This window comes from Acinetobacter sp. WCHAc060025, assembly GCF_004209355.1.
Taxonomy (GTDB): Bacteria; Pseudomonadota; Gammaproteobacteria; order Pseudomonadales; family Moraxellaceae; genus Acinetobacter; species Acinetobacter wuhouensis.
Map to the genome: position 1 here is coordinate 1 of NZ_SGSX01000027.1, position 22,946 is coordinate 22,946.

General features: G+C 36.1%; 27 protein-coding genes. 16 read left to right on the forward strand and 11 right to left on the reverse strand.

Translation table 11 applies throughout. The features are described 5' to 3' along the window. The 8 genes from EXE09_RS18955 to EXE09_RS17105 all read right to left on the reverse strand — a co-directional run. Nucleotides 1-180, reverse strand: a 180-nt coding sequence (locus EXE09_RS18955) for a hypothetical protein (protein ID WP_213073894.1), incomplete at its 3' end; no start/stop codon positions are given. Next, nucleotides 173-349, reverse strand: a complete 177-nt coding sequence (locus EXE09_RS18845) for a hypothetical protein (protein ID WP_165382082.1) — start codon at nt 347-349, stop codon at nt 173-175. The genes EXE09_RS18845 and EXE09_RS18955, both read right to left, overlap by 8 nt. Continuing rightward, nucleotides 346-771, reverse strand: a complete 426-nt coding sequence (locus tag EXE09_RS17085; RefSeq protein WP_130118060.1) for a hypothetical protein — start codon at nt 769-771, stop codon at nt 346-348. The genes EXE09_RS18845 and EXE09_RS17085 overlap by 4 nt, the downstream gene beginning before the upstream one ends. After that, the gene (locus tag EXE09_RS17090) at nt 762-1,289 is read right to left on the reverse strand and encodes a RusA family crossover junction endodeoxyribonuclease (RefSeq protein WP_171478643.1); all 528 of its coding nucleotides are present in this window, start codon (nt 1,287-1,289) and stop codon (nt 762-764) included. Before EXE09_RS17090 ends, EXE09_RS17085 begins: the two co-directional genes overlap by 10 nt. A 16-nt stretch (nt 1,290-1,305) precedes the next feature. Then, nucleotides 1,306-1,470, reverse strand: a complete 165-nt coding sequence (locus EXE09_RS18850) for a hypothetical protein (RefSeq protein WP_165382083.1) — start codon at nt 1,468-1,470, stop codon at nt 1,306-1,308. Next, the gene (locus EXE09_RS17095) at nt 1,467-2,552 is read right to left on the reverse strand and encodes a hypothetical protein (protein ID WP_130118062.1); all 1,086 of its coding nucleotides are present in this window, start codon (nt 2,550-2,552) and stop codon (nt 1,467-1,469) included. The genes EXE09_RS18850 and EXE09_RS17095 overlap by 4 nt, the downstream gene beginning before the upstream one ends. A 56-nt stretch (nt 2,553-2,608) precedes the next feature. Continuing rightward, complete coding sequence (locus EXE09_RS17100) at nt 2,609-2,917, reverse strand: hypothetical protein (RefSeq protein ID WP_130118063.1); 309 nt, start codon at nt 2,915-2,917, stop codon at nt 2,609-2,611. A 9-nt stretch (nt 2,918-2,926) separates the two neighbouring features. Next, nucleotides 2,927-3,151 (reverse strand): Cro/CI family transcriptional regulator, encoded by a 225-nt coding sequence (locus EXE09_RS17105; protein WP_130118064.1) that lies wholly within the window; start codon nt 3,149-3,151, stop codon nt 2,927-2,929. 88 nt (nt 3,152-3,239) lie between these two features. On the opposite strand from EXE09_RS17105, the gene EXE09_RS17110 reads away from it, so the two are divergent. The 16 genes from EXE09_RS17110 to EXE09_RS17180 all read left to right on the forward strand — a co-directional run bounded on the left by EXE09_RS17110 (nt 3,240) and on the right by EXE09_RS17180 (nt 18,810). Then, nucleotides 3,240-3,923 carry a LexA family protein gene (locus EXE09_RS17110; protein WP_130118065.1) on the forward strand — a complete coding sequence of 228 codons (684 nt, stop codon included), beginning with the start codon at nt 3,240-3,242 and terminating at the stop codon, nt 3,921-3,923. A gap of 12 nt (nt 3,924-3,935) precedes the next feature. Then, a complete protein-coding gene (locus EXE09_RS17115; RefSeq protein WP_130118066.1) occupies nt 3,936-4,418 on the forward strand; it encodes a hypothetical protein in 483 nt (160 codons plus the stop codon). Between the two features lie 184 nt (nt 4,419-4,602). Then, nucleotides 4,603-4,860, forward strand: a complete 258-nt coding sequence (locus EXE09_RS17120; protein WP_130118067.1) for a hypothetical protein — start codon at nt 4,603-4,605, stop codon at nt 4,858-4,860. 1 nt (nt 4,861) lies between these two features. Beyond that, nucleotides 4,862-5,134, forward strand: coding sequence for a hypothetical protein (locus tag EXE09_RS17125; RefSeq protein ID WP_130118068.1), 273 nt, complete (start codon nt 4,862-4,864; stop codon nt 5,132-5,134). 10 nt (nt 5,135-5,144) lie between these two features. Continuing rightward, entirely contained in the window at nt 5,145-5,408 is a 264-nt protein-coding gene (locus tag EXE09_RS17130; RefSeq protein ID WP_130118069.1) for a hypothetical protein, read from the forward strand. Then, the gene (locus tag EXE09_RS17135; protein WP_130118070.1) at nt 5,405-6,331 is read left to right on the forward strand and encodes a PD-(D/E)XK nuclease-like domain-containing protein; all 927 of its coding nucleotides are present in this window, start codon (nt 5,405-5,407) and stop codon (nt 6,329-6,331) included. The genes EXE09_RS17130 and EXE09_RS17135 overlap by 4 nt, the downstream gene beginning before the upstream one ends. A gap of 49 nt (nt 6,332-6,380) precedes the next feature. Beyond that, on the forward strand, nt 6,381-7,958 hold the full coding sequence (locus tag EXE09_RS17140) for a hypothetical protein (RefSeq protein WP_130118071.1): 1,578 nt from the start codon (nt 6,381-6,383) through the stop codon (nt 7,956-7,958). Nucleotides 7,959-8,094: 136 nt separating this feature from the next. Beyond that, nucleotides 8,095-8,886, forward strand: a complete 792-nt coding sequence (locus tag EXE09_RS17145; RefSeq protein WP_130118072.1) for a hypothetical protein — start codon at nt 8,095-8,097, stop codon at nt 8,884-8,886. After that, on the forward strand, nt 8,886-9,053 hold the full coding sequence (locus tag EXE09_RS18855) for a hypothetical protein (RefSeq protein ID WP_165382084.1): 168 nt from the start codon (nt 8,886-8,888) through the stop codon (nt 9,051-9,053). Before EXE09_RS17145 ends, EXE09_RS18855 begins: the two co-directional genes overlap by 1 nt. Before the next feature lie 381 nt (nt 9,054-9,434). After that, nucleotides 9,435-10,664, forward strand: a complete 1,230-nt coding sequence (locus EXE09_RS17150) for a tyrosine-type recombinase/integrase (protein ID WP_130118073.1) — start codon at nt 9,435-9,437, stop codon at nt 10,662-10,664. Nucleotides 10,665-10,795: 131 nt separating this feature from the next. Beyond that, a complete protein-coding gene (locus tag EXE09_RS17155) occupies nt 10,796-12,268 on the forward strand; it encodes a hypothetical protein (protein ID WP_130118074.1) in 1,473 nt (490 codons plus the stop codon). A 123-nt stretch (nt 12,269-12,391) separates the two neighbouring features. After that, nucleotides 12,392-12,619, forward strand: coding sequence for a transcriptional regulator (locus EXE09_RS17160; protein ID WP_130118075.1), 228 nt, complete (start codon nt 12,392-12,394; stop codon nt 12,617-12,619). A gap of 105 nt (nt 12,620-12,724) precedes the next feature. Further along, nucleotides 12,725-14,947 carry a YfjI family protein gene (locus tag EXE09_RS17165; RefSeq protein ID WP_130118076.1) on the forward strand — a complete coding sequence of 741 codons (2,223 nt, stop codon included), beginning with the start codon at nt 12,725-12,727 and terminating at the stop codon, nt 14,945-14,947. A 641-nt stretch (nt 14,948-15,588) separates the two neighbouring features. After that, on the forward strand, nt 15,589-16,152 hold the full coding sequence (locus tag EXE09_RS17170) for a hypothetical protein (RefSeq protein WP_130118077.1): 564 nt from the start codon (nt 15,589-15,591) through the stop codon (nt 16,150-16,152). 314 nt (nt 16,153-16,466) lie between these two features. Beyond that, on the forward strand, nt 16,467-17,594 hold the full coding sequence (locus EXE09_RS17175; RefSeq protein WP_130118087.1) for a tyrosine-type recombinase/integrase: 1,128 nt from the start codon (nt 16,467-16,469) through the stop codon (nt 17,592-17,594). Between the two features lie 160 nt (nt 17,595-17,754). Continuing rightward, nucleotides 17,755-18,810, forward strand: a complete 1,056-nt coding sequence (locus EXE09_RS17180; protein ID WP_130118078.1) for an IS481 family transposase — start codon at nt 17,755-17,757, stop codon at nt 18,808-18,810. Between the two features lie 259 nt (nt 18,811-19,069). Here the strand turns inward: EXE09_RS17180 and EXE09_RS17185 are convergent, their stop codons facing one another. Genes EXE09_RS17185 through EXE09_RS17195 form a run of 3 tightly spaced genes read right to left on the reverse strand, consistent with a single transcriptional unit; the run spans nt 19,070 to nt 22,934 of the window. Beyond that, nucleotides 19,070-19,720 carry an OmpA/MotB family protein gene (locus EXE09_RS17185; RefSeq protein WP_130118079.1) on the reverse strand — a complete coding sequence of 217 codons (651 nt, stop codon included), beginning with the start codon at nt 19,718-19,720 and terminating at the stop codon, nt 19,070-19,072. Continuing rightward, complete coding sequence (locus EXE09_RS17190) at nt 19,710-21,632, reverse strand: hypothetical protein (RefSeq protein ID WP_130118080.1); 1,923 nt, start codon at nt 21,630-21,632, stop codon at nt 19,710-19,712. Before EXE09_RS17190 ends, EXE09_RS17185 begins: the two co-directional genes overlap by 11 nt. Before the next feature lie 3 nt (nt 21,633-21,635). Beyond that, complete coding sequence (locus EXE09_RS17195) at nt 21,636-22,934, reverse strand: hypothetical protein (RefSeq protein WP_130118081.1); 1,299 nt, start codon at nt 22,932-22,934, stop codon at nt 21,636-21,638. Nucleotides 22,935-22,946 lie beyond the last annotated feature (12 nt).

The window sequence follows — 22,946 nt, forward strand, 5'->3', positions numbered from 1 at the left end:
TTCTAAGTTTGCTCGAAGCTCATCAATCTCAGCCTGTCTTGATTGCCACAACTCCCACATCAATTGAACTTCAGACACTACAAATTTGTATTCAGAATGATTGATTCGCTCAAGTTGAAACAAGATTTTTGGCGATCTATTAGGGAACTTTGAGACAACGTATTCTTTAAACTTATCCACAAACCACCCCGTTTTTAATTTTGATTATCGGTTTTATATGATCTTCCAGATGCCACCCTTCTAATTCATCAAAAGAATAAACATAACCACGTATACTAGTTGCTACGTAATTAACAGTATATTTTCCACCGTTAAACAAAACCCGATCCCCCACCTTAAATTTGCTCATTTCTTAATTTCCTCATCCAAATCATTGATTAACTGATCACACAAGCCTCCATCTTCAAACATATCTAACTGACCGACTGTGTACCGATATGTCTCCCATTCGTCCTCGCGCGGAAAGCGTTGTAGCCCTGTTTCTGTCTGCCAAAGCAGAACAAATGCATCCCCATTATCGAAATTAGGTACACCACCACGCGCCCATTCGCTAACTGTTGATGAGCCTGAAACTGGTAGAACAAATGCGATAGTTTCGTGTGTCCAGCCAAGCGATCTTAAATCTAGGATCATTCTGTTGAAGTCTGGACGCTTATAACCGCGCATCTTCACGCGATATTCTTTGACCTTTTTTTTCGTCTCAGTGTTTTGAAAACGCGCGCGCGCGCGAGGAGAGTCCATATTTATTAAACAATCAACAATCATGTCCATAGATTTTCACCCTCAATTTCCCAAATTTTTACCCGAATCAAACCACCTTTTATGACACTCCCACGACCAATAAGTATCAAATCAAACTGCTCATCATCCTCACAAAATCCGCACTTCTCAAAGCTGTCCAAAGTTCCTTTCAAGTGATTATCAAGATCTCTTTTTTGCTTAGTTGGGAAATGAAATATAATTTGAATTTTTAATCGAGATGAAAGCCTCAAAGCTGGCACAACTGCTCTTACAACAGCGTGAAACTCTTTTGCTCTGTCTGTTAGCCTCATTCCATTCGGTGTGCGCTCCCAATAATGATTTACAGACGGTGGGGTTGCAGCAATTTCACAATACAAAACCTGATTTTCACTGTATTCGCTATTTGGCTCTGATTTCGCTTGTATGACATTCTTTTTTGCAAGCTGTACCTTTGCATCATTTTGTGTTTTTAAGCGCTGTTTCGATTGATTTGCCCTATTCCTGTGCGCTTTTAAATGTGCTTCTAGAACTTTTTCACTCCATCTCAATGTCATACGATATTCCTTAAAGCTGAATAAATTTGTCTAAAAACTTCTGGTTTACGATTCCAACGTATCGACACCACCCCCACCCCTTACGCCAAAACTTCCATTGACCTTTCTCGCATTTCCAGTACGTTCCGTCAGATTCGACATAGCCTGCGTCATCAGGTTTTGCTTGGTTTTTCATACAAACTCTCCCATTTCGAATGCATAGCCGAGTTCGCTCAAATATTTGTAATATTTTTCAACGTATTGCGGTTTTCGTAGATTTGCTGTGATCCGAGTTTCAAAAGGCTTTTGCTGTTCGCCGTGATTAGAAAATTCACCTGCAAATGGGCTGTAGCTACACAGCTCAGTTGCTAAGTTTTTAATCTGCCAATCGCTTAAACGCTTTGTTTTTGGTGCTTTAGGCTTAGATTTTTTCTCGTTAAGCTTTTGAATTCGGTAAATCCAATAATTCATCCAGCCTTGCGCTGTTGTCGCTTCACGTGTCGTTGTCCATTGTGCAAAGTTTTTGAGTTCAGAAATTGAATCATCGTCAGTCAGATCAGATTTGATCTTCTGAGCTTGTTTGATGAAATCATTTTTGATCGTGTAGACATTCGCCAATTCTCTGAACGAATATTTTTTTTGATCGTCGTGATGGTATTCGACTGAGCTGTCGAAAATTTCAGAATTAAAGTTATCCACAGGTGGTGATTCTTTTTTTAATTCTAAAGAATCTAAAAGAATATCTATTGTTGCTTCACTTACTGAAGCGCTAGACGGGTTTTCCGCATCACTAATTGAAGCGGACTGCTTCACTTTTGAAAGTGCTTCACTTACTGAAGTGCTTTCATTACTGAAGCGCAGTGCTTTTATTAGTGAAGCGCTGAATTCCTCAAAATAATGCGATAATGAGATTTCATTGATTTGATATTTGTTCCCGATTTTCTTATTTTCTTCGACTACAGTGATTACACCAAACCAGATTAGTTCTTTAATTCCACTATTGACTGTTGCAGACCCTAGTTTATTAGCACCTTTTGACTTTCCACCTTGTAATTGTCTGTGACTTACATGATCCGTCTCCTTTAAGTGTCCATTTATGCAATCTTCCAACTCTGCATAAACGTTTCTAGCTGCATCACTTAGAAACGGACGTACTTCACTTCGATATAAACGGCTAGACATGACATAGCCGTTCTTGAATCTATCGCTATACATGCCTTTAACCTCTTGATCGTTCACTTGAGGCTTTTGGAATGGAATAACTACTGCTGTATTCATCTCCTAAACCTCTCGTGTAATGAATTAACTTGTGATACATTGGTCATGTAGATTCCTCATATCAATTCATTGGTATGGCAAATAAGGCTCAACTGGTCGCACAGTTGGGCTTTTTTTGTTGCCTGTGGTTTTGGTAGTGGTTCTGTTGTTAATTCAAAAATTGGCGTGTCTACGGTATCTGTGGTCAAACGCATCAGTGATGCGAGATTATTAATTCGTTCCCGAACCGTAGAGATATTTGAAATGCCTAGACTTCTTACATGCTCTGAAAGCGTTAATTTTTCAGAACGAGCAATTGCTTCTAAATCTCGTTTTTCTTCGTATGTGCATTTGAATGTGATGCTTTCAGTTAATTTCTCTGTCATGACATCACCTTAATTCGCTGATGTAGGGCGAAGTTCGATCCAAATATCCTGATAATTACTTGGAAAAAGCTCTTTTCGTGTTGAAATCCCCTTGTCTTCAGCGATTACAGCTAATCTAATTTTTCTATTATCTGGAATAAGGTTCCATCCGCTAACTGAAGCTGTAGCAATTCCAAGCATACGAGCCACAGCAGCAGGTCCACCTAAAGCTTCAATAAGTTGGTTATCTGTCATGTTGTTCTCCTAAATCAACAACATTATTAGGCATTCCTTATTTATTGTAAATAGGAATACCTAATTTTATTCATGTTAGGATTCCCTAATGAAAACACTCGCTGAACGTCTAAAATATGCCATGGAAGTTTTACCACCTAAAAAAATTAAGGGGGTTGAGCTTGCTCGGGCTGTTGGTGTTAAACCGCCATCAGTAAGTGATTGGCTCACGGGTAAATCACAAAACATGGAAGGTCCTAACCTAATCAAAGCAGCTAAATTCCTAAAAGTTAACTCTGCATGGTTGGGAACAGGTGTTGGAAAACCTCTCGATAAAGAAAAAGAAGCGGATTCTTCAAATATTGAATTCGCAAGATTGGAGTTAAAGAAAATACCAGTACTAGATTTCGTCCAAGCAGGGATGTGGAAAGAAGTCGCTTATGATGGTTTGATTCCCCTTAGTTATACTTATACTGATTATGATGGATCTAATCCTGATGCAATATTTAGTGTAGTTGTAACTGGAAACAGTATGGAACCTGACTTTATTCAAGGTGATAAATTAATTATTGATGCGGCTTTAATGGCAAAGCCTGGCTGTTATGTTATTGCTAGAAATGGAACTAATGAAGCTACTTTTAAGAAATACAAAGTAACTGGTTATGATGAATTTGGCCGTGAACAATTTGAGCTAGTGCCTTTAAATGATGATTATCCTAAATTATCTTCGAAAAATCATGATATTACAATAATAGGTGTGATGGTAAGACATATGAGAGATTATAAATATTAATAAGGCGTACTTATGGATTATTTAATTTATTTCTTGGCAGTAATTGGTCTATTGGTTTTACTTTATTTATTATTTTTATATCTTCGAACATATTTTAATATTAAAGAAATCACTGATGGAAAACCCAAGGTGTTTGATAATCCTTTGGATTTAATGAAGTTTATTAGGCTTAATTACGCATGTGAAATACAACAAAACGTACCCTTATATGGCTTTGTTGTTGATGTTGCTTATAATGACGCAATTGCTAAGATGGGGTTGGGTGAACCTGTTTTGGATATTTCTGTCGCGATAATAACCCAGAGTGGTCATGAGGAAATCTTCACCCAGTGTGGGGATATAAATGCAAACTTAAAAAAAGGTGATTTTGTAGCAGTAAATCCAATTTTTTATGAAAAAGAAAATATTTGGAACTTCATAACAGTCTATAAATTGAAATCAATTTTTTTAGGTGATGCCAAGGGTTTTTTAGTTGATGAAGATTATTTAAATTAGATAAAATCATTTTGTATATTAAATACTCCTATTGGGGTATTTTTTTTGCATAATAAAAAAATAATAAAAAAATTAGGTTTACCTATTTACTTATTTATTAGGAATGCCTAATATTTATCTCGTACCCACAAAAAAACCGCCTCGGGTCTGAAACTTCGGCGGTTTTAAGTAAAGCGAGATAATTATGAAGCAACAAACATCACACAGCAATACACCGCTATTTAATCAAAACAAAAGTGCTACATCTGCGCGTCTGTACCAACACCCAACCTTAGAAGAACAACGCCCTACTGGTTGGAAAGGCGCATTACAAAACATCTCAATGATCATGATCTTAGCTACCTGTTTCGGTGGCTCTGCAATCCTTATATTAAAGGGTTGTGCAAACGAACAGGACCGTCAAGCGGCAATCATTCAAGCTCAATTGAAAGGAGCGAAATGATATGAATTTAAGAGATCAATTCGCCATAGCTGTTTTGCAAGGTTTGTATGCAAATGGTGGGATGAAAGATATGGAAAACATTGCAGAGCTTGCCTACAAACAAGCTGACGCAATGATTGTTGAGCGCGAAAAGGATGATGTTGAAACCAAAGATCAGATCAAAGAGTTGCTTGTTAAAGCGATTAATAAAGAACACCCAGGAATGGGTGGCACAAGTGTAAATTGCACAGCAAGCCACCTGATTTTTCAGCTCACTACTGGCAAGCCTTTTTAGGAATTGACTAATGAATGAATGGAAAAAACTTCGTTCACGTTACCAAAGCCAACGAGCATACCAACGTAGACGTGTCCTAAAAAGCCCAAATGACCTACAAGATTTTGAAAATTATGTAGTCGATCAAGGCGGGGATGTACTCGCTAAACCCTGCCAAGATGAAATTTTAAGATTCAAATTTAATGGCGTGTTTGGAATTGTTTGGACTTCTGGAACAGGCAATTTATTGGCTCATGACTTTTCAGATGCTTATTATCAGGGAGTATCACAATGAACGCATTTATCGAACTTTCAACACCTGCACAGCTCATTGAAAAAATGAGCAATGATGAATACCACTCACGCCCTGAATTTAGCTCAAGTCAGCTTAAAGACATGCTTCGTAGTGCTGCACATTTTCACTCTCATAACATCATCAAAGAGCATGAGAAAGAAACTAAAAAGCACTTAGATTTTGGTACTTTGGCACACACTTTATTCTTAGAACCTGAACAGTTTAATAACGAATTTGTTGTGTTTCCTGATGATGCGCCACGTCCACCTACAGATGCGATGATTAACGCTAAAAAACCGTCAGAAGATTCAATCGCACGTGTTGAATGGTGGAATGCATTTAACGCTGAAAATGGTCACAAAATCATTATCACGGCTGAACAATTGGCTGGTGCTAAACGTATAGCTAACAATCTCATGTCATTAAGTATGTACACAGAAATGCAAAACAACTATGGCATGGCTGAGGCAAGCATATTCTTTACTGATCCTGTGTTTGATCTACAGCTTCGTGTACGTCCCGACTATCACATTGTACCCTGCTCACGCTTCCCGAATGGTTTAATTTTGGATGTTAAATCCGCAAAGGATGCGCGTTATTTTGACTTCTCGAAAGCATGTGGTAACTACGGTTATGACTTATCTGCCGCTATGTACCGCGAGGGCTTCCAGCAGTACTACAACACAGAAGATAAACCCGATTTTATCTATCTAGTTGCTGAAAATACTGCCCCATTTTTAGCAAAACAGTACAAAGCGTCCCCGACTTTCATCGCCTGCGGTGAGCATCGCTATAACAAATCTAAAGAACTACTTGCTGAATCGCTTCTGATCAACGAATGGGATGGCTATTCCCTTGCTTTAGAAGAAATCAGCTTACCGTCTTATATGGTCAAACAAGCATTAGAAACCGATTTTCACTAATTTTATTCATTTTTTACCGATTTTTATTCAAATTTAAGGAATTTTATTCATGAACGCACAAGCTCAAATCGCTCACTCAAATCAATCAGTAGGCTTATTAAATCTTGAAGCTTTTGAACTTTCACAACGTATTGCGAAAATGCTTTCAAGCTCTACTCTTGTACCTGAGCAATATCGCGCAACGATTCAGAAAAAGGCTGGTAAAGATCAGTACGGCAACCAGCAATGGCGTGAAGAACCTAATCCGAATGGATTGCCGAATTGTATTATTGCTTTAAATATGTCTAATCGTATGGGGGCAGATCCACTTATGATTATGCAAAATTTATATATTGTGAATGGTCGCCCTAGCTGGTCGTCACAATATATTATGGCTGGCATCAATAGCAGTGGTCGCTTTTCTGCTTTGCGCTTTGAAATTGAAGATCTAGGCGAAAAAGAGGTTGAGTACTCAGAAACTACTTGGGAAAACCGCCAAAAGAAAACAGTCACCAAAACACTGAAAGTTCATGATTTTAGCTGTGTTGCATGGGCGTTTGAGAAAGAAACTGGTGAGCGTCTTGACTCTTCAAAAATCACAATTGAAATGGCTGTTAAAGAGGGTTGGTACACTAAGGAAGGCAGCAAATGGCAAACAATGTCTGAGCAAATGCTTCGCTATCGTGCTGCTTCATTCTTTGGTCGTGTGTATGCACCTGAATTATTGATGGGCTTACGTTCTGCTGAGGAAGAACAAGATCGCATGATTGATGTAACACCAGTACAAGAAGCAACTATTGTTAATGCATCTGACTTTAAACACATCAAAAGCTTGATTCTAAAAGCTCGTTCATTAGAAGCACTGGAAGAATTGGAAAGCAGTATTTACGCTTTATCTGATGAATCTGAGCGTAATGAATTAATTAAGCTTTATAAAGCTACTGCAGATAAATACAAAGTTACAGATGTTGATACTACTGACTCAACAGAGGCAACTGAATCAAAAAAGCCTGAGCCTGAAAAAGAAGATGCACCGCCACCAGCTGAGGAAGCACCTGTAGCAGAAGTTACACAAGAGCGGAAGCCAACGTCTACAGAAATTCGAAAAGAAATGCTTGTACGCATTCAGACATTCACAAATGTGAGTGACTTAAAAGCAATCATTCCACATGTTCACGCTAATGATGATCTTACAGATGGTCACAAAGCCTATGTCTTGAGTTCAATTGAACAAAAAATTCAAGAGCTGGAAGCCAAAGCAAAACCTGCAGTTAATGAAATTAAAAGTAGCAACATTAAAGGCGGTTTGATTGGTCAAATCCAAGAAGCTAAAGATGTCACTGAACTTGAAAACATTGCACAACGCATCACTGAAAATAAAGCTCAAATGACACCAGAGCATCAACAAGAAACTTTGACTGCCTATGCACAACGCAAAGAAATATTAAGCCAAGCTGATATTTTTGACGAGCCTACGCCTGTAGAACGTGCCATTGCTAGAATCAACAAATGCCAAACACAAGATGAAATAAATCAGGTTTGGGGAGAAATCGAAAACGATCCTTACTTGTCTCGCGCATTAACTCTTGAGAATAAAAAACAAATCGAAGCTGCTGCAGATCGTCGTGAAGCGGAAATTCAGGGCTAATCGAGTTTGGCCACATTAAAAAAAATAGTGTGGCCAACACTGGAGGATTAAATGGAAGTAATCGTTTTGTGGCTAGAAATTACATTGTTTTTGAACGGATATTTATTTATTAATTTTGAAATGTGGAGTTGGTGAGATGAATTCAGCAGCAGAATTAAAAAGACATAATGAGTCACAAGCATTTGAGCAAGCTAAAGATAAAGTTGTAAATGCTTTAAAAAGTGATCCACTTGGTTTGTCAATTTCACAATTGATGACGATTTGCAGATTAAGCATAAAAACAGTCAAAGACGTACTGACTGGTACTGATTTTAAAAGTGAAGAAGGTGTATTTTTCTTGGCAAATGCCGAACAAATTAAACCTGAATTGGTAAATAAACCACAGGTAAAAGTTACCAAATCAGTTGAGCTAGCTAATGAAAATAAACCAGTACCAGAAAGACGTGACATTTGTAAAGGTATGGTTGAGTTATTAGAAAACTCAGGTACTGGTTTAAGTATGGATAAAATTAAAAGTCAACTTGGTCTAACCAACAGACAAGTTCATCAAGCCATGTATCGAATTAAAAAAACATATCCATTACAAGTGATTGAGTCTGATGATGGGTTGGTTTATATGCTGGCATCTTCTGAATCAGAAATCATATCTAAACCTATAGATACGCCAGCTGTCGCACCAAGTTTTGATGCTGATCAGCCTGTTGAGCAAAAACCTGTACCTGTGTTAATGCCAGTCCCTACAGCTACAGAAATTTTAAAATCTCAAATTTCTACAGTCGTGACACGTAGAAGCCAATTAACTCTTGATGTTAATCAGTTGAAAATCTTGCTGTCTGAAATCTTTGGTTTAGAAGAAGTCCGTATTTGGATGGAACAAGGCGAATTCAAGGGAGCATATTTATTTGGTGAAGAAAAGGAGGCTGTTTAATGGAATGGTTTTCAATGCGTCAAGTTGCAAAAGAACTTGGTATGGCGGTAAATACATTCAAGAAGCACTATCTTGAAAAATACCCACCAGATCGAGAATCTGAGAAATATAAGGGCTACACCCTACAATCACTGAATAAAATGAAAAAAGAATTAGGCGCAGAATAAGCGCCTTTTTTATTTCTATGTTAATATTATTCCTGAGTTCAACTCCCAAAACATCAATAAAACTAAGCTTAATTTTCAATGTTAATTAATGTTGATCAAAGCCACTTGTTATACAGATGTTATACGGAATGAACTTACGTATAATTTGGTGTATATGTATCAGTGACTTACAGCTTTAGTTCAACTCCCGCCATCTCCACCATATATCTTCCAAAACTTAGCAAAATATGCCAAGTTTTAAAGAAAAAAGGCTTGAATCTTAAGGGTTTAAGCCTTTTTTCTTGCCTAAACATAACCAAACATAAAAGCATATAGTATTGCGCTTCATGTATCCCAACGTGTATCCTTGAGAAAAAATTGAATCCGAGGGATACAAGACTAATGAAAAGAATTGAAATAAAACGCCGTCCTTTATCTGACACGGTACTTGCTAACCTTGAAGCTGAATCAAAAGAATATCGTGAGCTTGATGGTAATGGTTTATATATTCGAGTAAAAAGTGATGGTAATAAGTCATGGCAACTCAGATATAAGAAGCCCGATGGTAAATGGTCATGGTTAGGGCTTGGCGGTTATCCTGAAATAAGCGGACTGTTAGCACGTAAGAAAGCAAAAGAACTTTTAGATGATGTATCTAGAGGTGAGAACCCTATCATTTCCAAACAAGAGCGCAAACGTCAAGATTTAGAACAAAATAATGCAACTTTTGAATTATTGGCTCGTGAGTGGTTAGACACGAAACTTAATTCATGGGTATCTGACACCATGACAAGAAATAAAGGCGCATTGGAAAAGCATATATTCCCTGTTTTTGGTAAACGCTTATACACCACAATTAAGCCTAAAGAGTGGATGGATTTACTCAAAGGGATACAAGAAGAAAAAGGCATCTATGAACAAGTAAATCGTATGCGAGCAATGTGTCGTGATATTTATGATTATGCAAAGGTCACAGGTCGAATTGATTACAACCCTTTAGAGGGGATTCAGAAGTATTTGCAACAAGGTAAAAAAGAAAATATGGCTCATGTGAGTGAGCAAGAATTACCGCCATTGTTAAGAGCTATCAATAACTACCCCACGCTTGATGTTCGCATAGGCTTGCAGTTACTTTCAATGTTGTTTTGTCGTCCTAGTGAGTTACGTGGTGCAAAATGGGATGAGTTTGATTTTGATCATGCTGTATGGAATATTCCCGAAGAACGCATGAAGAAACGCCGTGAGCATATTGTGCCTTTACCGACTCAAGCCATAGCAATTCTAAAAGAATTAAAAAGTTATGAAACGGATTCTGAGTTTTTATTTCCGAGTCGTTCGGATAAGAGTAAGCCAAAGTCGGACACTGTTTTTATTATGGCTTTGCGCCGTATGGGTTATGAGGGACGACAAACACCGCACGGTTTTAGGCATATTGCCAGTACGCTTTTAAATAATCGTGGTTTTGATGAACGTCATATTGAGTCGGCTTTAGCACACGTTAAGGATGGTGTAGCGGGTGTGTATAACAAGGCTCAGTACTTACAGGACAGAGCAAATATGATGCAATGGTATGCGAACCATTTAGAAGAAATAGCAGATCAAAGTATTATTCAATTTAAGAAAGCTAAATGACAAAATTTGCACTCATTTAGTTAAATATCGTTTATATTTAGTTTGTTAAGCCTAGCTCGACGGAGTGAAAGTCGAATACCCAATTCGATTGGCTTATCAACTTTTTTGGGGATGCTGTGGGAGGCATGTAAGTGAAACTGTTAGATTTAGCCAAGAAAAATTTAGAAGAATATATTTCAATAGTTGATGTGATATCAATATTAGCAAAAACACAAAATACTCCAATAAGATATGTTGGGACTTTTTTACTAAGTCAGAAATTTGAGGAAGATATAGCAACTTATTTTTGTGATAAATTTTATGTTATTCATGATAATGATGAATATAATTGGGGAAAGTTTACTGATACTAATCAATTTTTATTAGAAATCAGTGAAAATGAAGAACTTGAAGAAGCATTTACATTCCATGAAAAGAATATTTCTACATTGTTATCTTCCTCATATTGGAAGCTATCTGATTTATACAATTTAAAATTATTTCGAGAATTATCTATTGATTTTTACTTTAGAATAAAAAAAATACTTGATTTAATTAAGAATAAAAAATTACCAATAGAAAAGTTTGAAAATATCGACGAATTAACTATAGATGAAGTTAAAGAATTATTAGGAGAAGATCACAGAACCTATATTAAAAATGATCAAGAAAATTTTATTATTTCTGCATTTGTAGAGTCATTACAACGCTGTTTTAATTATTTTGATATCAATTCTAATTTTGACATGGTTATTGAGAAAAAACTTCTTAAAAGTATTTTGTCTGAAAATGGGATAATTATAGATGGATTTAATAATGACCTTGATGCGCAAGTACAAAATAATAATGTGTGGGATAAAAATTATTTATTGCAACTAGAGCAAGAATGTTCACTTGTGATAGCTGATCATATTGATGAGTTAGAGTTTTCAGATGATATTTATCTAAAGGATAGTCTTTCAGAAGAAAATCAAAAACAGGATGAATATCCACTTTATTATAAAAATTGTACTTTTACTGTTCAAGAAGTTGCTTGCCTCCTATCGGGTTACACTCCAATATCTGTTGATGGAAAGTGGGATTATGTGCCTTGGCTTAAAGAAAACCCAAAATTTCAAGAAGCATTAGATTTTGTTTGGTCGGCAGTACGTGGCAATATATTTGATGAAATTTATGCTGATTATTTCGTAATAGAGTCAGAGAAGTTAAAAGATTTTTTAGCTACGAGAGAAAAATTTATAGATGGTTTTAATAAGCACTTAGAACCTTTAGAAAAAGATAGAATGCCCGAAACAAATAATTTAATACTTGATCGTCTTGAACAACAAATTGAAGGCTTGAATATTCAGCTTTTAGAAAAAGATAAAATCATTAAAAAGTTGAAAGAGAGTCAAGCCTATCAAGATATACATCCATCATTAGCCCCTGATAACCCAAATCACGCACCTGAATTATTAATAGCTATTGAAGTTTGGGAGGAAAAATATCAAAACAATGCATATCCTCACATGGAACATACACCAGCCATAACAAATATTCTAAAGAAAAAAGGATTAACGCAAACAAATTTAGTAAAAAGAATTTGTGCTATAACTAATACAAAGTCAAATAAATCAAATAGATAATATTAGTGTCACTTGTAGGTGATACTAAGAGGTATCACTATTATTTTTAATACTGACACTTGTATGACACCAATATAAATTTGTTTTGATGCACCTATCAAGTTAACGCATACAGGTGCAAAAATGGTTATATATCCAGTTCGAATTTCATTTAAAACAGCTTGCCAAATTCTTGATGTAAGCCGTGAAACCCTCAACAACATTATTAAATTAGACCCTGACTTCCCCCAAAAGATTAAGGCGGGAACTTCACGCCAGTCGCCAGTCTATTTCGACTATATGCAAATCATTGAATGGCATAAATCAAAAATGCAAAACCTTACTCAAGACTCAAATGAGGTGGACGCATGAAAACTTTTATTAAAGATTTAGTACAAGGCATTAGCTACGGCATAGTTTTTATTATGTTGTGTTCTATTTTAGATTTTGCAATGAATAAAATTTGAGAGGGTATAAATGACTGCATATCAAGAAACCCCGAGCTTAGAACAGCCTAGAGATATATTAGCAAATTGTATAAGACTTAATCCACAGGACGGCGCATTTATGCATCACCCTGTCATTGAATCAAACGGAAGCCCTAACCAACCCATCTATATTGATAATGCTGTCATTGATATAGATGGCGTGAAGTATGACAACCCGATGATATTGCCTATCTATAACGGTCAATTGAAATTGATTCAATGTGCTGTAATACAGCAAGAGAAGCGCATACAAGTCATGCCTGATGGGCTTGCTTATGGTTTTTCCTACTTCGGCGAACTAGAAAAAGATAAGCCTGTCATTGTCTGCTATGAGCTACAGGCATTTTTTAAACTTGCTCAAACATATTACGCCACTGTTTTGGCTGTACTTCCTGATATGTGTAAAACAACGAATACAGTGTTAAAACAGGCGGATGCAAACACCATTGAAGCGGTCGTAAAACAGTTATGGAATGCAGGCTACAAACAGCTATATATCCCGACTCGACCACAGAACAAAGAAATATTGCTCGAAATAACACAAAGCCAAAAAGCACAGCTTATAGACCAATATCGAAATGATGGAAGTTTTATGGAAATTACACAATATGACACGGCGCAAGAGGTACAAGCATTTATAGATAATGCAATTCAAGAGTTACCAATATTTCAGGAAGTTTGGAAAGAACCCAAACAAATCAAATCTGAATTATTACCAGTGAAGAAAATCACAAAAGATATGCTTCCACTCGATGTATATAACTATTGTGAAGATGAAGCAAAACGAGCGGATAACATGACTTTTGATCTAGTCGCCGTGTGTTTACTTACTTCACTTGGTGCATTGATTGGCGCACGAGTAGTAGTAAAACCGAAGCAGTTAGATGACTATTCAATAGTCCCGAACTTATGGGGCGGTATTATTGCGCCACCGAGTAGCAAAAAGTCACCCGCTATAAGCGCAGGCACAAGGCATTTAGATCGACTAGTATTACAGGCTAAAGAACAATTTGAGCTTGAGCAAAAGGAAAGCATTGCGAAAGGAATTGTATTTAAATCGACTGAAAAACTACTTTCTAAGCGATTAGATAAAATTGAAGAAGCTCAAGACAAGTTTATACTTGCTCAAGAAATTGCAGACATGCAAGCGGAAGCAGAACAACCGCCTGTATTAAAACGCTACTTTACCAATGATTCTACACCCGAAGCATTGGCTGATTTAGAGAGAAGTAATCCAAACGGTATTTTAGTCATTCGTGATGAGCTTATCGGCTTACTCAGTTCCCTAGATCAAAATGATACTGATACAGGACGAGCATTTTATCTTGAGGGATGGAACGGTAATAGTTCATTCCAGTTTGACCGAATTACGAGAGGTTCAGGATTTATACAAAATCACTGTCTGTCAGTTTTAGGCGGTATCCAACCTGATAAGTTAATGAGCTATTTAGAAAAGACAATCAAAGGTATGGGCAATGATGGCTTGTTACAACGCTTTCAGTTGCTTATCTACCCTGATATTGAAAAATGGCAATATGCTGATGTGACGAGCAATAAAGAAGCTAAGGAAGCTGTATTTAATTTGTTTAAACAACTTGATGAACTCAATGAACATGAGCTAACAAAGCTAGGCGCACAACCAAGTGATGAATTTAATACTCGACCTTATTTTCGTTTTACCGAACAAGCACAGCAAGCCTATAAAGCATGGTCGACTCAATTAAATGGTATGACTATTCCCAATGAAGAACACGCAATCATTCAGGAACATTTATCGAAGTTTGGTAAATTAATGCCTTCTTTGGCTTTAATCTTTCATCTTGTAGATTCTGTGCAACTAGGTGAACGTATAGGCGGTATAAGTCTTAACTGTGTAGAAATGGCGATTAAATGGTGTGATTACCTAGAAAGCCACGCACGGCGCATTTATGGCATGGTTTTACATTCAAGTACATTTAAAGCCCATGCTTTAGCAATGAAATTAAAGGGTCTTAAAGTAAGTGATTCATGGCGTATAGATGGATTTAGCTCAAGAGAAGCCTATCGTAAAAGTTGGAAAGGTTTAACAGAGATAAATGCGATAAATGAAGCCCTTGAAGTATTAGTCGATTATGAATGGCTCAATGAACAAGAGATTGAATCAACTACTCGTGGAGGGCGACCAAGTAAGCGGTATTTAATTAACCCAAAAATTTACGATTCCCCTAAATAGCACTGTCAAAACTGACATAACTCAAAAGGTTTTGTCGGTTTTGTCATTTGTGATTCTATGAAAATAATAATTTTCCGACCCCATAAAAAGAAAAGTTTTTTCAGCCCCTAAAGGAATTTTATAAATCTTGTTGTAATCTTGTGGTGATTGACTTCCGATATACCTTAAACAAAATCAAATAATCGAATTTATGGACACGTTAGATTCCAATAAAATCTTGCCGTAATCATGCCCTTTATGAGTTTTCGGCTATCTCTAGATACCGATAAAACCTTACCCTATTCTTACCGTTCCGTTTTATTTTGGAGCATTTCAAAAAAGGAATTTATACACACGTTAGATGTCGAAAAATCTTATCTGCTACTAATTTTTAGAGTCCATAAAAAAAGAGTTTTCGGAGCATTACGTAAACAGCATAATTTATACAATACTTTTCAAGTATTTTTGAATTTCCGAATGCCCTAAAGAACCTGACAAAACCTAACATTTTTTTTGAGTCCATAAACAAGATAAGTAGAGTAGGAACGCTTTGATAGCTTCATATTTTGGATTTTTATTATTGAATTTTAATATTTTTTTGTTTATATATGTCAGTTAATAATTTGAAATACGCATTTTTATTGAGATGTTTTGAGGGTTTAATGTTAAAGAAAATTTTGATTGGTTTAATTGGGTTTTGCGCAAGTAATGCATTTGCAAATGAATTGCAAGATAAACAAATTATTAGAAAAATGATGAATCAATATATTAATGCTGTAGCTTGCTCTACTAGCCCCATTGATATAAAAGACATTGCTAGCATATATCCACCAGAAAAAGAATATACAGGTTCAACGTATTACGTTCTTTGGAGTGGGGACAAAGGTTGTGAAGGTGGTTCAGGTACACTCTCATCTTATATATCAGAAGTATCAAGATACTCTACATCTCGACCATTTTTAGTGACCAACGATGATGCTTTAGGTGATAATAATGAAGAAAGTTGGAAAAGTGGAAATGCTTTTACAAACTACCGTTTTATCGAATCTATGAAGAAGTTAGATAATGGTCAGTTGGAGTTCGTTAGTAGAAATTATGCTGATGTAAAGTATGGTGGCAAAGATGCAGGGAATAACTTTCCAGCTAATAAATTTCGATATATTTTGGCTCTTGAAGATTCAAAGTGGAAAGTGGTTAAACAAGTACTGTTAGAACAAAATAATTAAGCTTTAATTAGTATTGTTTGTTGTGTGGGGATTCTAAGAGGGATTAATTTGTATCCCTTTATGTATCCCTTTCATTTAATAATTTTAAAAGACAATTTAAAACAATATCTTATAAACATTGTTCAATTGACGCCATCAATTCAGAGATGTCCGACTGAATGTAAAAAAGCCTTTAAACTCAATGTTTAAAGGCTTTTTTATTGGCTCTACTGTCCGACCGTATCCGAAGCTATTTGACCCAAACTTTGCCCTCATCGGGTAATTATTGGGAAAATTTACCCACGAACTACCACGACTACAAATGGGTAAAACTTATGGCTCTTACTGATAACGAATGCAAAAAAGCTCAACCTAAAGATAAGCAATATCGTCTTTCGGATTTGAATGGTTTATCTTTGATCGTGACACCTAAAGGGAATAAATATTGGAATGTACGAATCACTGTACATGGTCAACGTAAATCTGAATCTCTAGGACACTATCCAGAATTAAGTTTGAAAAAAGCGCGTGAACTTGCAAACGAACTTAAGTATAAATTCTCTCGATTTTCTATTCATGAAGAATTAAAGCCCCTCTTTCGTGAAGTTGCTGAAGAGTGGTTTAACAATCAAAAGGAAACTTGGTCTACTAAGCATATTAGTAATGTACGTGCTTCTTTAGATGAACTTTATACAACGCTTGGTGACAAACGAATCAATCTGATTCAAGCCCCTGAAATTTTGCAGAATATTAAAGTTATCGAAAAGCGTGGCTCTTTAGAGGTTGCTAAACGCACTTTATCTCGATGTGGCATGGTGATGAAGTATGCAATAGCACATGGTTATCGTCTTGATAATCCTGCGAGTGATTTAGTTTATGCCTTAAAGTCTAAACGTGTGACGAATTTAGCATCTTTGCCTGCTAGTGAAATCCCCCTATTTTTATCAAAAGTAAGAGCTTATCCAAGTGATGCTCAAACCCATCATGCAATAATATTGGTTATGCTTACAGGTGTCCGTATTGGTGAGTTGCTTCAAGCTCGTTGGGATGAGTTTGATTTAGTTGAACGTAAATGGGATATCCCAGCTGAGCGTATGAAAAATGGTTTAGCTCATCGTGTGCCTTTAACTGATTTGATGATCAGTGAGCTACAAGCTCTTCGTTTAACGCATAATCGAGAACTTTTATTTCCTCATCGGCTGAATAATAAAGAACCTATGCGCAGTGAATCTATCCTCCAAGTGATTAAACGTGCTGGCTATGCTGGCCGTATGACCACGCATGGCTTCCGCTCTTTATTTAGTACTGTAGTCAATGAGTCAAATTTATTTAATTTTGATGCAATTGAACGTCAACTTGCTCATGTTCCTCAAAATCGAATCCGTTCTGCTTACAACAGAGCACAATATTGGGATAAACGTGTCAAAATAATGGACTGGTATAGTAACAAGGTTAAATCTTAGATGAATGAAATTTCATAACAACCTTTTTCAAATTACTAAGAAATATTATATTTTGACTGAGTTGTATTAGTTCCGACTTGATCTGACACAGGTCTTGAAAAAGAGAAAGTTACCCGTTTTGATAAAGGTGTCGAATCTTAACAAAACAAAGGTAACTTTCTTGATTCATACTAACAATCAAATCATTAAACACAAAGTAGGCTTACTCAATTTAGCTGAAGAACTTCAAAATGTTTCCAGAGCTTGTAAAGTGATGGATGTATCTAGAGATACATTTTATCGCTATCAAGAACTCACCGAATCAGGTGATATGGATGCTTTGTTCAATAAATCCAAGCGTGTACCTAATTTAAAAAATCGAGTCGATGATCATATTGAAAAGGCTGTTATGGATTATGCCATTCAATACCCTGCATATGGACAACACAGAACAAGCAATAAACTACATAAACAAGGCATATTTGTATCAGGTAGTGGAGTTCGATCTATATGGCTTCGCCATGATCTAGAGGACTTTAAGAAAAGGCTCAAAGCATTAGAAGCGAAAGTTGCTCAAGAAGGTATTCAGCTGAATGATCAGCAAATAGCCGCATTAGAACGTAAACATGAAGACGATGTTGCATGTGGTGAAATTGAAACAGCTCATCCAGGCTATTTAGGCTCACAAGACACTTTCTATGTTGGAAATTTAAAAGGCGTTGGTCGTATTTATCAACAGACTTTTATTGATACCTATAGCAAAGTTGAACACTGTAAACTCTATACAACTAAAACACCGATTACTTGTGCTGATTTATTGAATGATCGTGTACTGCCTTTTTATCAATCACAAGACTTACCAATGCTACGTATCCCAACAGATAGAGGAACACTTGCGCAGCAATGCTGCTCATGCGGAAAGATAGAACATCATGATTATGAATTATATTTAGCAGTCAATGATATAGACCATACAAAGACGAAAGCTGCATCCCCACAAACCAATGGTATATGTGAACGCTTTCATAAGACAATTTTACAGGAGTTTTATCAAATCACTTTCAGGAAGAAACTTTATAGTTCGCTGGAAGACTTACAAATAGACCTAGACGAATGGTTAAAGTTTTATAATACTGAACGAACCCATCAGGGCAAAATGTGCAATGGTCGAACACCATTTGAAACATTACTTGATGGAAAACGAATTTGGGCTGAGAAGAATTTAGCTCAAATTTAAACTGACAGTCACCATTAAAAAATGGGTAACTGTCAGATCAGGTCTGAACTAGTACAACTGAGTAATGCTCAGTCTTTTCTATTAATGGAAAATTTATCAACAACACGTGTATTTATTTAGCAAAAATGACTGATTTTTTTAGATAATTTAAAAATTCAGCTTAATAAAAATGCCCCTAAGGGCATCTTCTCATTCAGTCAAATACCAAATCGTTAATCCCCAAGAGTTATTGGAAATCTCAGACATTACCTGTATTAGCTCATGATTTACTTTCAGAAGCTACTGCGAATTGAATTTCTACCCGTCTGTTTCTCCCATCTGATGGATCAACACCTTTTAAAGGACGAGAATCACCATACCCAGCAACAATTACACGTCTAGCATCTTCAACACTCAAATTTGAAATCAATAGTTTTCTTGCCTCCCTCGCTCGTGCAGCAGATAACGTAAAATTATCGTCATAGACCGTACATTTTTCCTTAAAATCAAGTACGGGCTGTTTGACAATTGAATTATCCGTATGCCCTTCGACATAGACTGAAGCATTAGGATTTTCCCTCAAAAAACTAATGATACGTTTATCAAGGCGTTTAAACGTTTGGGCTGCCGATGGAGTAATACAAGCACTCCCTACATTAAAAATATTTTCTTTTAGGGTAATTTTACCATCAGCAATATCAAAGGAAATTAGATTACTCGCATCACTTGCATCAACAGAATTCTTTAAATCAGTTAACATCTCACTAATTCTTTTCTGTTGAGCTGCTCCACCCTGCTCTAACTCTTGCTTATGCTTTAATTCAGCATACGTTTTTTGCAGAACAGACATTACAAGAAGAAGCATAACAACAGCCATTACACCAGCCATGAGATCTGAAATAGATACCCATTCACTTGGTTTATCCTTCATTCTCTGCTCCGTTAAAACCCAACAAACGATTCGCTATTGAGTTATTTACTTTTTTATTTTTATTGTTCCCATTACTATTTTTAGATCGATTGAACTGTGAGTTATTAGACTCATATTTTTGTAAAACCTCTTTTTGTAATTGAATACTAGAAGCCAAATTATCCAAAGTAGGTTTTAAACTCGTAACTGAGCTTATACTTTGTAATGACTCAGCAAATGTACCCTCTACGGTTTCAGTTAATCGCGAAAGCTGTTTGCCCAAACCGATCACTTGACGGTTACTTTCTGATACTGCTTTTAATCCACCAGTAATATCGCCAGATAGCTTATTCACTAATCCAGTCATACCTTCTACTTTTTCAATAAGACTATTACTCATAACAGTAAATTGTGTTGAAGATTTATACTGTAATTCCATTGACTTACCAATAGTGTTAGTTACATCATTCATCGTTTTATCAACACTGGTAGATAAACTATTTACCGCATTAGAAATATCACTTGTTGCTGAACTCAAACCTTGAGACATATCTGACATATTTTTCTTAAAGCTTGTACTCATATCTCCAATAGAAGTCTTCAAATTGTCCGACATTTTCGTCATATTTTGGCTAAAGCTAGTATTCATATTAGAAATTGTAGAGTTCAAATCTTTTTTCATTAAAGAAATGACTTCTTCCATATTCTTTCTAAAGCTATCAATAACAGTTTGCAGTTTACTTGCTGAAGTTCCCATAGTTGATGCAGCCTCAGACATTCCTTCAGCGGCATGTCCTAATTTAACAACTGTTTCTTCATTCTTATTAATAAAATCAACCATAGCATTACGCGTTTGAGTACTCTGAGCAACATTCTCATGAAGTAATTGTGCTGTTTCTTTATGTTGATCTTCAATTAATTGAATTAACGTCCCAGATTGCTGGGCTAAAACATCAAATTTACTTTCCATCAAAACAGATTGTTGGTTTAGAGTATCAAGCTGACTTGATTGATTTTGAGTCATCAATAAAAGAAGATCTTTACTATTTTTCTCGACTGATAACAAGAATTTTCCTACTTGCTCTAAAGTAGAAACTTGATTCTGCTGTGTATTTACAATTAACTTTTCTATAAGTTCAGATTGCGATGCTAATGAGCTTACATTTTCTTCATTACTAAAATTCAACTGTTTCAATTGTTCATGATGACTGAACTGAATAACTTTAATTGTTTCTTGGCTATGGTTAGTTAATAGTTGCAACTGATCTTGATTAGCAGATTGATTTTTCTCAACCGTTTTTTCAAATTGCGCAGCTATACTTTGCATACACTCAATCAGCTTATTATTATTATTTCTCTCCTCTTGTAATTTTTGATCTCGAACAATATCAAGCTCACATTTCACTTTTTCAATTGACCAACGTAAACGACGTTCTTCATAGCCATTTTTAGATAAGATTACTTTTAAAAGAATAAAAGCAAGTAATCCCCAAGTAGAAGTTTTAAATTTAGTACCTAACCCTTCAAGCATCTGCATAAGGTTTGCCATCGATGCATCCATATCACTCAGCGCATTCGCACCTGTTAAAATTGTAGATGCTTTATCCAAGGCAAGACCTAAGCCTAAAAATGTACCCAACAATCCAATTATCAAAATCATGCCAGGCATAATATCTGCTAACTTCTCAGATGGGGTTGCGACTGCTTCACTGATTTCCATAACAGAACCATGTTCTGCATCTAGCTTTTTAGACTTATTATTCTTGTTACCACCATACCAGTTATTTTCCCAATTCTCAGGCTTTGCTGTCTGATAAACTTTCAAAATCGTAAAAAAGAAAAGCCCCCAAATTACAAAAAAGAAAATACTAGGTAAAATATCTAACTTAAATGGAGATAGATGAAAAGGCAGTAGAAAACTCAAAATTTCCATAAATTAAACCTCTGCCTCAACTAGTTCTTGAGTACGCTTTTTACTGTCTTCTGCAAAAATATTTGCGTAATCTGTGATTAGACTTTGCTCATCTTCTGTCAACTCACTCCATTGTTTTCCATTTTGAGCACATTCAATTAATAAGCGCCCCACAGCTGCTACATCATCTACAATATAGTCTCGCCCTTCTTCTTCAAACTGTTCTGCTGTTTTCTCTAATACTTGAAGAAAGCCTTCTGCTGCATGAACATAACTTTGCATTGCACGATTTTCTTCAGCTTGTTGTATTAATTGATGAGAAGTACTAGCAGCATCATTTTTTAAATTTGCTAATTCAATTTCTTCTGCTGATGTTAAGGATTCAATTTGCATTTTGACTTCAAGTTGTTTGATTTGACGTTTTAATGAAGCAACCTCTTTATTCAATTGATTCCATTTAGCTTCCATATTTTGAAATTTAGTTTCCCAAGCACAAATCAACTCTTCAAAAACAAATGGGATTAGAGATTTACCACTAAAACGACGTTTAATAATACTATCTAATTTCTCTGTATCTGCATTAGTAAGATTTGGATTCTCTGCAAGTAAATCAGCACCTACACGTAATAAGAATGAATCATCTGCTGTAATTTCATCTAAACTACGAGCAGTATTTAATGTTTTTTCAGCAGCACGTAGAAGTTTTTGGGTTGCGCGTAAACGTAAATAATGTGAAAAGTCTTTCACCGTATCATTTTCTAAAATTTCTTGAATGCGCGTTTGTACTAAAACATAATCATTAATTACTGCTGCAAAACGAATAGACTGACGCTGTTCCTCGGTTTTCATTGCGTCCATTGCTTCTTGCAAATCTTGTTGGCGTTGTTCAACTTCTTTAACATCTTTAGGCGTCAAATACATTTCTCGAAAATGCTTTGCGGCATTTGAAGCCCAAATAATAGCCTGCTCGATCTTCTTTAATATCGGGCTATTTTCCAAAGCTAAAAGTGCCTGAATACCTTTCTCCACTGCTTTTGCAACTGCTCCAGCCCAAGGAAATGGCAGTAATGCAATTCCATTTGAAATATATGGTGCGATTTTTTCAACCCATGGCTTTGTCATTTTCCATACATCTTTCACCTTACCTACGAAGTTTTCAGCTTCGTCAGCCATCCAGTCCACTGCTTTTCTTGCTACATTTTTTGCAGAATCCCAAACAGCACTTGCAGCAGATGCTACACCTCTACCAACAGATGAAACTGCTGACCCCACACTTCTAGCAGCAGATGAAAATGCTGATCCAACTGAACTCCAAAAACCCATGTTTATCCCCTA

Excerpts from the sequence above, each read along its gene's own strand:
- EXE09_RS17120 (WP_130118067.1), top strand. The coding sequence starts at position 4,603 with ATGAAGCAACAAACATCACACAGCAATACACCGCTATTTAATCAAAAC.
- EXE09_RS17095 (WP_130118062.1), bottom strand. The coding sequence starts at position 2,552 with ATGAATACAGCAGTAGTTATTCCATTCCAAAAGCCTCAAGTGAACGAT.
- EXE09_RS17190 (WP_130118080.1), bottom strand. The coding sequence starts at position 21,632 with ATGGAAATTTTGAGTTTTCTACTGCCTTTTCATCTATCTCCATTTAAG.
- EXE09_RS17165 (WP_130118076.1), top strand. The coding sequence starts at position 12,725 with ATGACTGCATATCAAGAAACCCCGAGCTTAGAACAGCCTAGAGATATA.
- EXE09_RS17170 (WP_130118077.1), top strand. The coding sequence starts at position 15,589 with ATGTTAAAGAAAATTTTGATTGGTTTAATTGGGTTTTGCGCAAGTAAT.
- EXE09_RS17160 (WP_130118075.1), top strand. The coding sequence starts at position 12,392 with ATGGTTATATATCCAGTTCGAATTTCATTTAAAACAGCTTGCCAAATT.
- EXE09_RS17130 (WP_130118069.1), top strand. The coding sequence starts at position 5,145 with ATGAATGAATGGAAAAAACTTCGTTCACGTTACCAAAGCCAACGAGCA.
- EXE09_RS18845 (WP_165382082.1), bottom strand. The coding sequence starts at position 349 with ATGAGCAAATTTAAGGTGGGGGATCGGGTTTTGTTTAACGGTGGAAAA.
- EXE09_RS17150 (WP_130118073.1), top strand. The coding sequence starts at position 9,435 with ATGAAAAGAATTGAAATAAAACGCCGTCCTTTATCTGACACGGTACTT.
- EXE09_RS17105 (WP_130118064.1), bottom strand. The coding sequence starts at position 3,151 with ATGACAGATAACCAACTTATTGAAGCTTTAGGTGGACCTGCTGCTGTG.
- EXE09_RS18850 (WP_165382083.1), bottom strand. The coding sequence starts at position 1,470 with ATGAAAAACCAAGCAAAACCTGATGACGCAGGCTATGTCGAATCTGAC.
- EXE09_RS17175 (WP_130118087.1), top strand. The coding sequence starts at position 16,467 with ATGGCTCTTACTGATAACGAATGCAAAAAAGCTCAACCTAAAGATAAG.
- EXE09_RS17110 (WP_130118065.1), top strand. The coding sequence starts at position 3,240 with ATGAAAACACTCGCTGAACGTCTAAAATATGCCATGGAAGTTTTACCA.
- EXE09_RS17100 (WP_130118063.1), bottom strand. The coding sequence starts at position 2,917 with ATGACAGAGAAATTAACTGAAAGCATCACATTCAAATGCACATACGAA.
- EXE09_RS17115 (WP_130118066.1), top strand. The coding sequence starts at position 3,936 with ATGGATTATTTAATTTATTTCTTGGCAGTAATTGGTCTATTGGTTTTA.
- EXE09_RS17125 (WP_130118068.1), top strand. The coding sequence starts at position 4,862 with ATGAATTTAAGAGATCAATTCGCCATAGCTGTTTTGCAAGGTTTGTAT.
- EXE09_RS18855 (WP_165382084.1), top strand. The coding sequence starts at position 8,886 with ATGGAATGGTTTTCAATGCGTCAAGTTGCAAAAGAACTTGGTATGGCG.
- EXE09_RS17185 (WP_130118079.1), bottom strand. The coding sequence starts at position 19,720 with ATGAAGGATAAACCAAGTGAATGGGTATCTATTTCAGATCTCATGGCT.
- EXE09_RS17145 (WP_130118072.1), top strand. The coding sequence starts at position 8,095 with ATGAATTCAGCAGCAGAATTAAAAAGACATAATGAGTCACAAGCATTT.
- EXE09_RS17195 (WP_130118081.1), bottom strand. The coding sequence starts at position 22,934 with ATGGGTTTTTGGAGTTCAGTTGGATCAGCATTTTCATCTGCTGCTAGA.
- EXE09_RS17135 (WP_130118070.1), top strand. The coding sequence starts at position 5,405 with ATGAACGCATTTATCGAACTTTCAACACCTGCACAGCTCATTGAAAAA.
- EXE09_RS17140 (WP_130118071.1), top strand. The coding sequence starts at position 6,381 with ATGAACGCACAAGCTCAAATCGCTCACTCAAATCAATCAGTAGGCTTA.
- EXE09_RS17085 (WP_130118060.1), bottom strand. The coding sequence starts at position 771 with ATGGACATGATTGTTGATTGTTTAATAAATATGGACTCTCCTCGCGCG.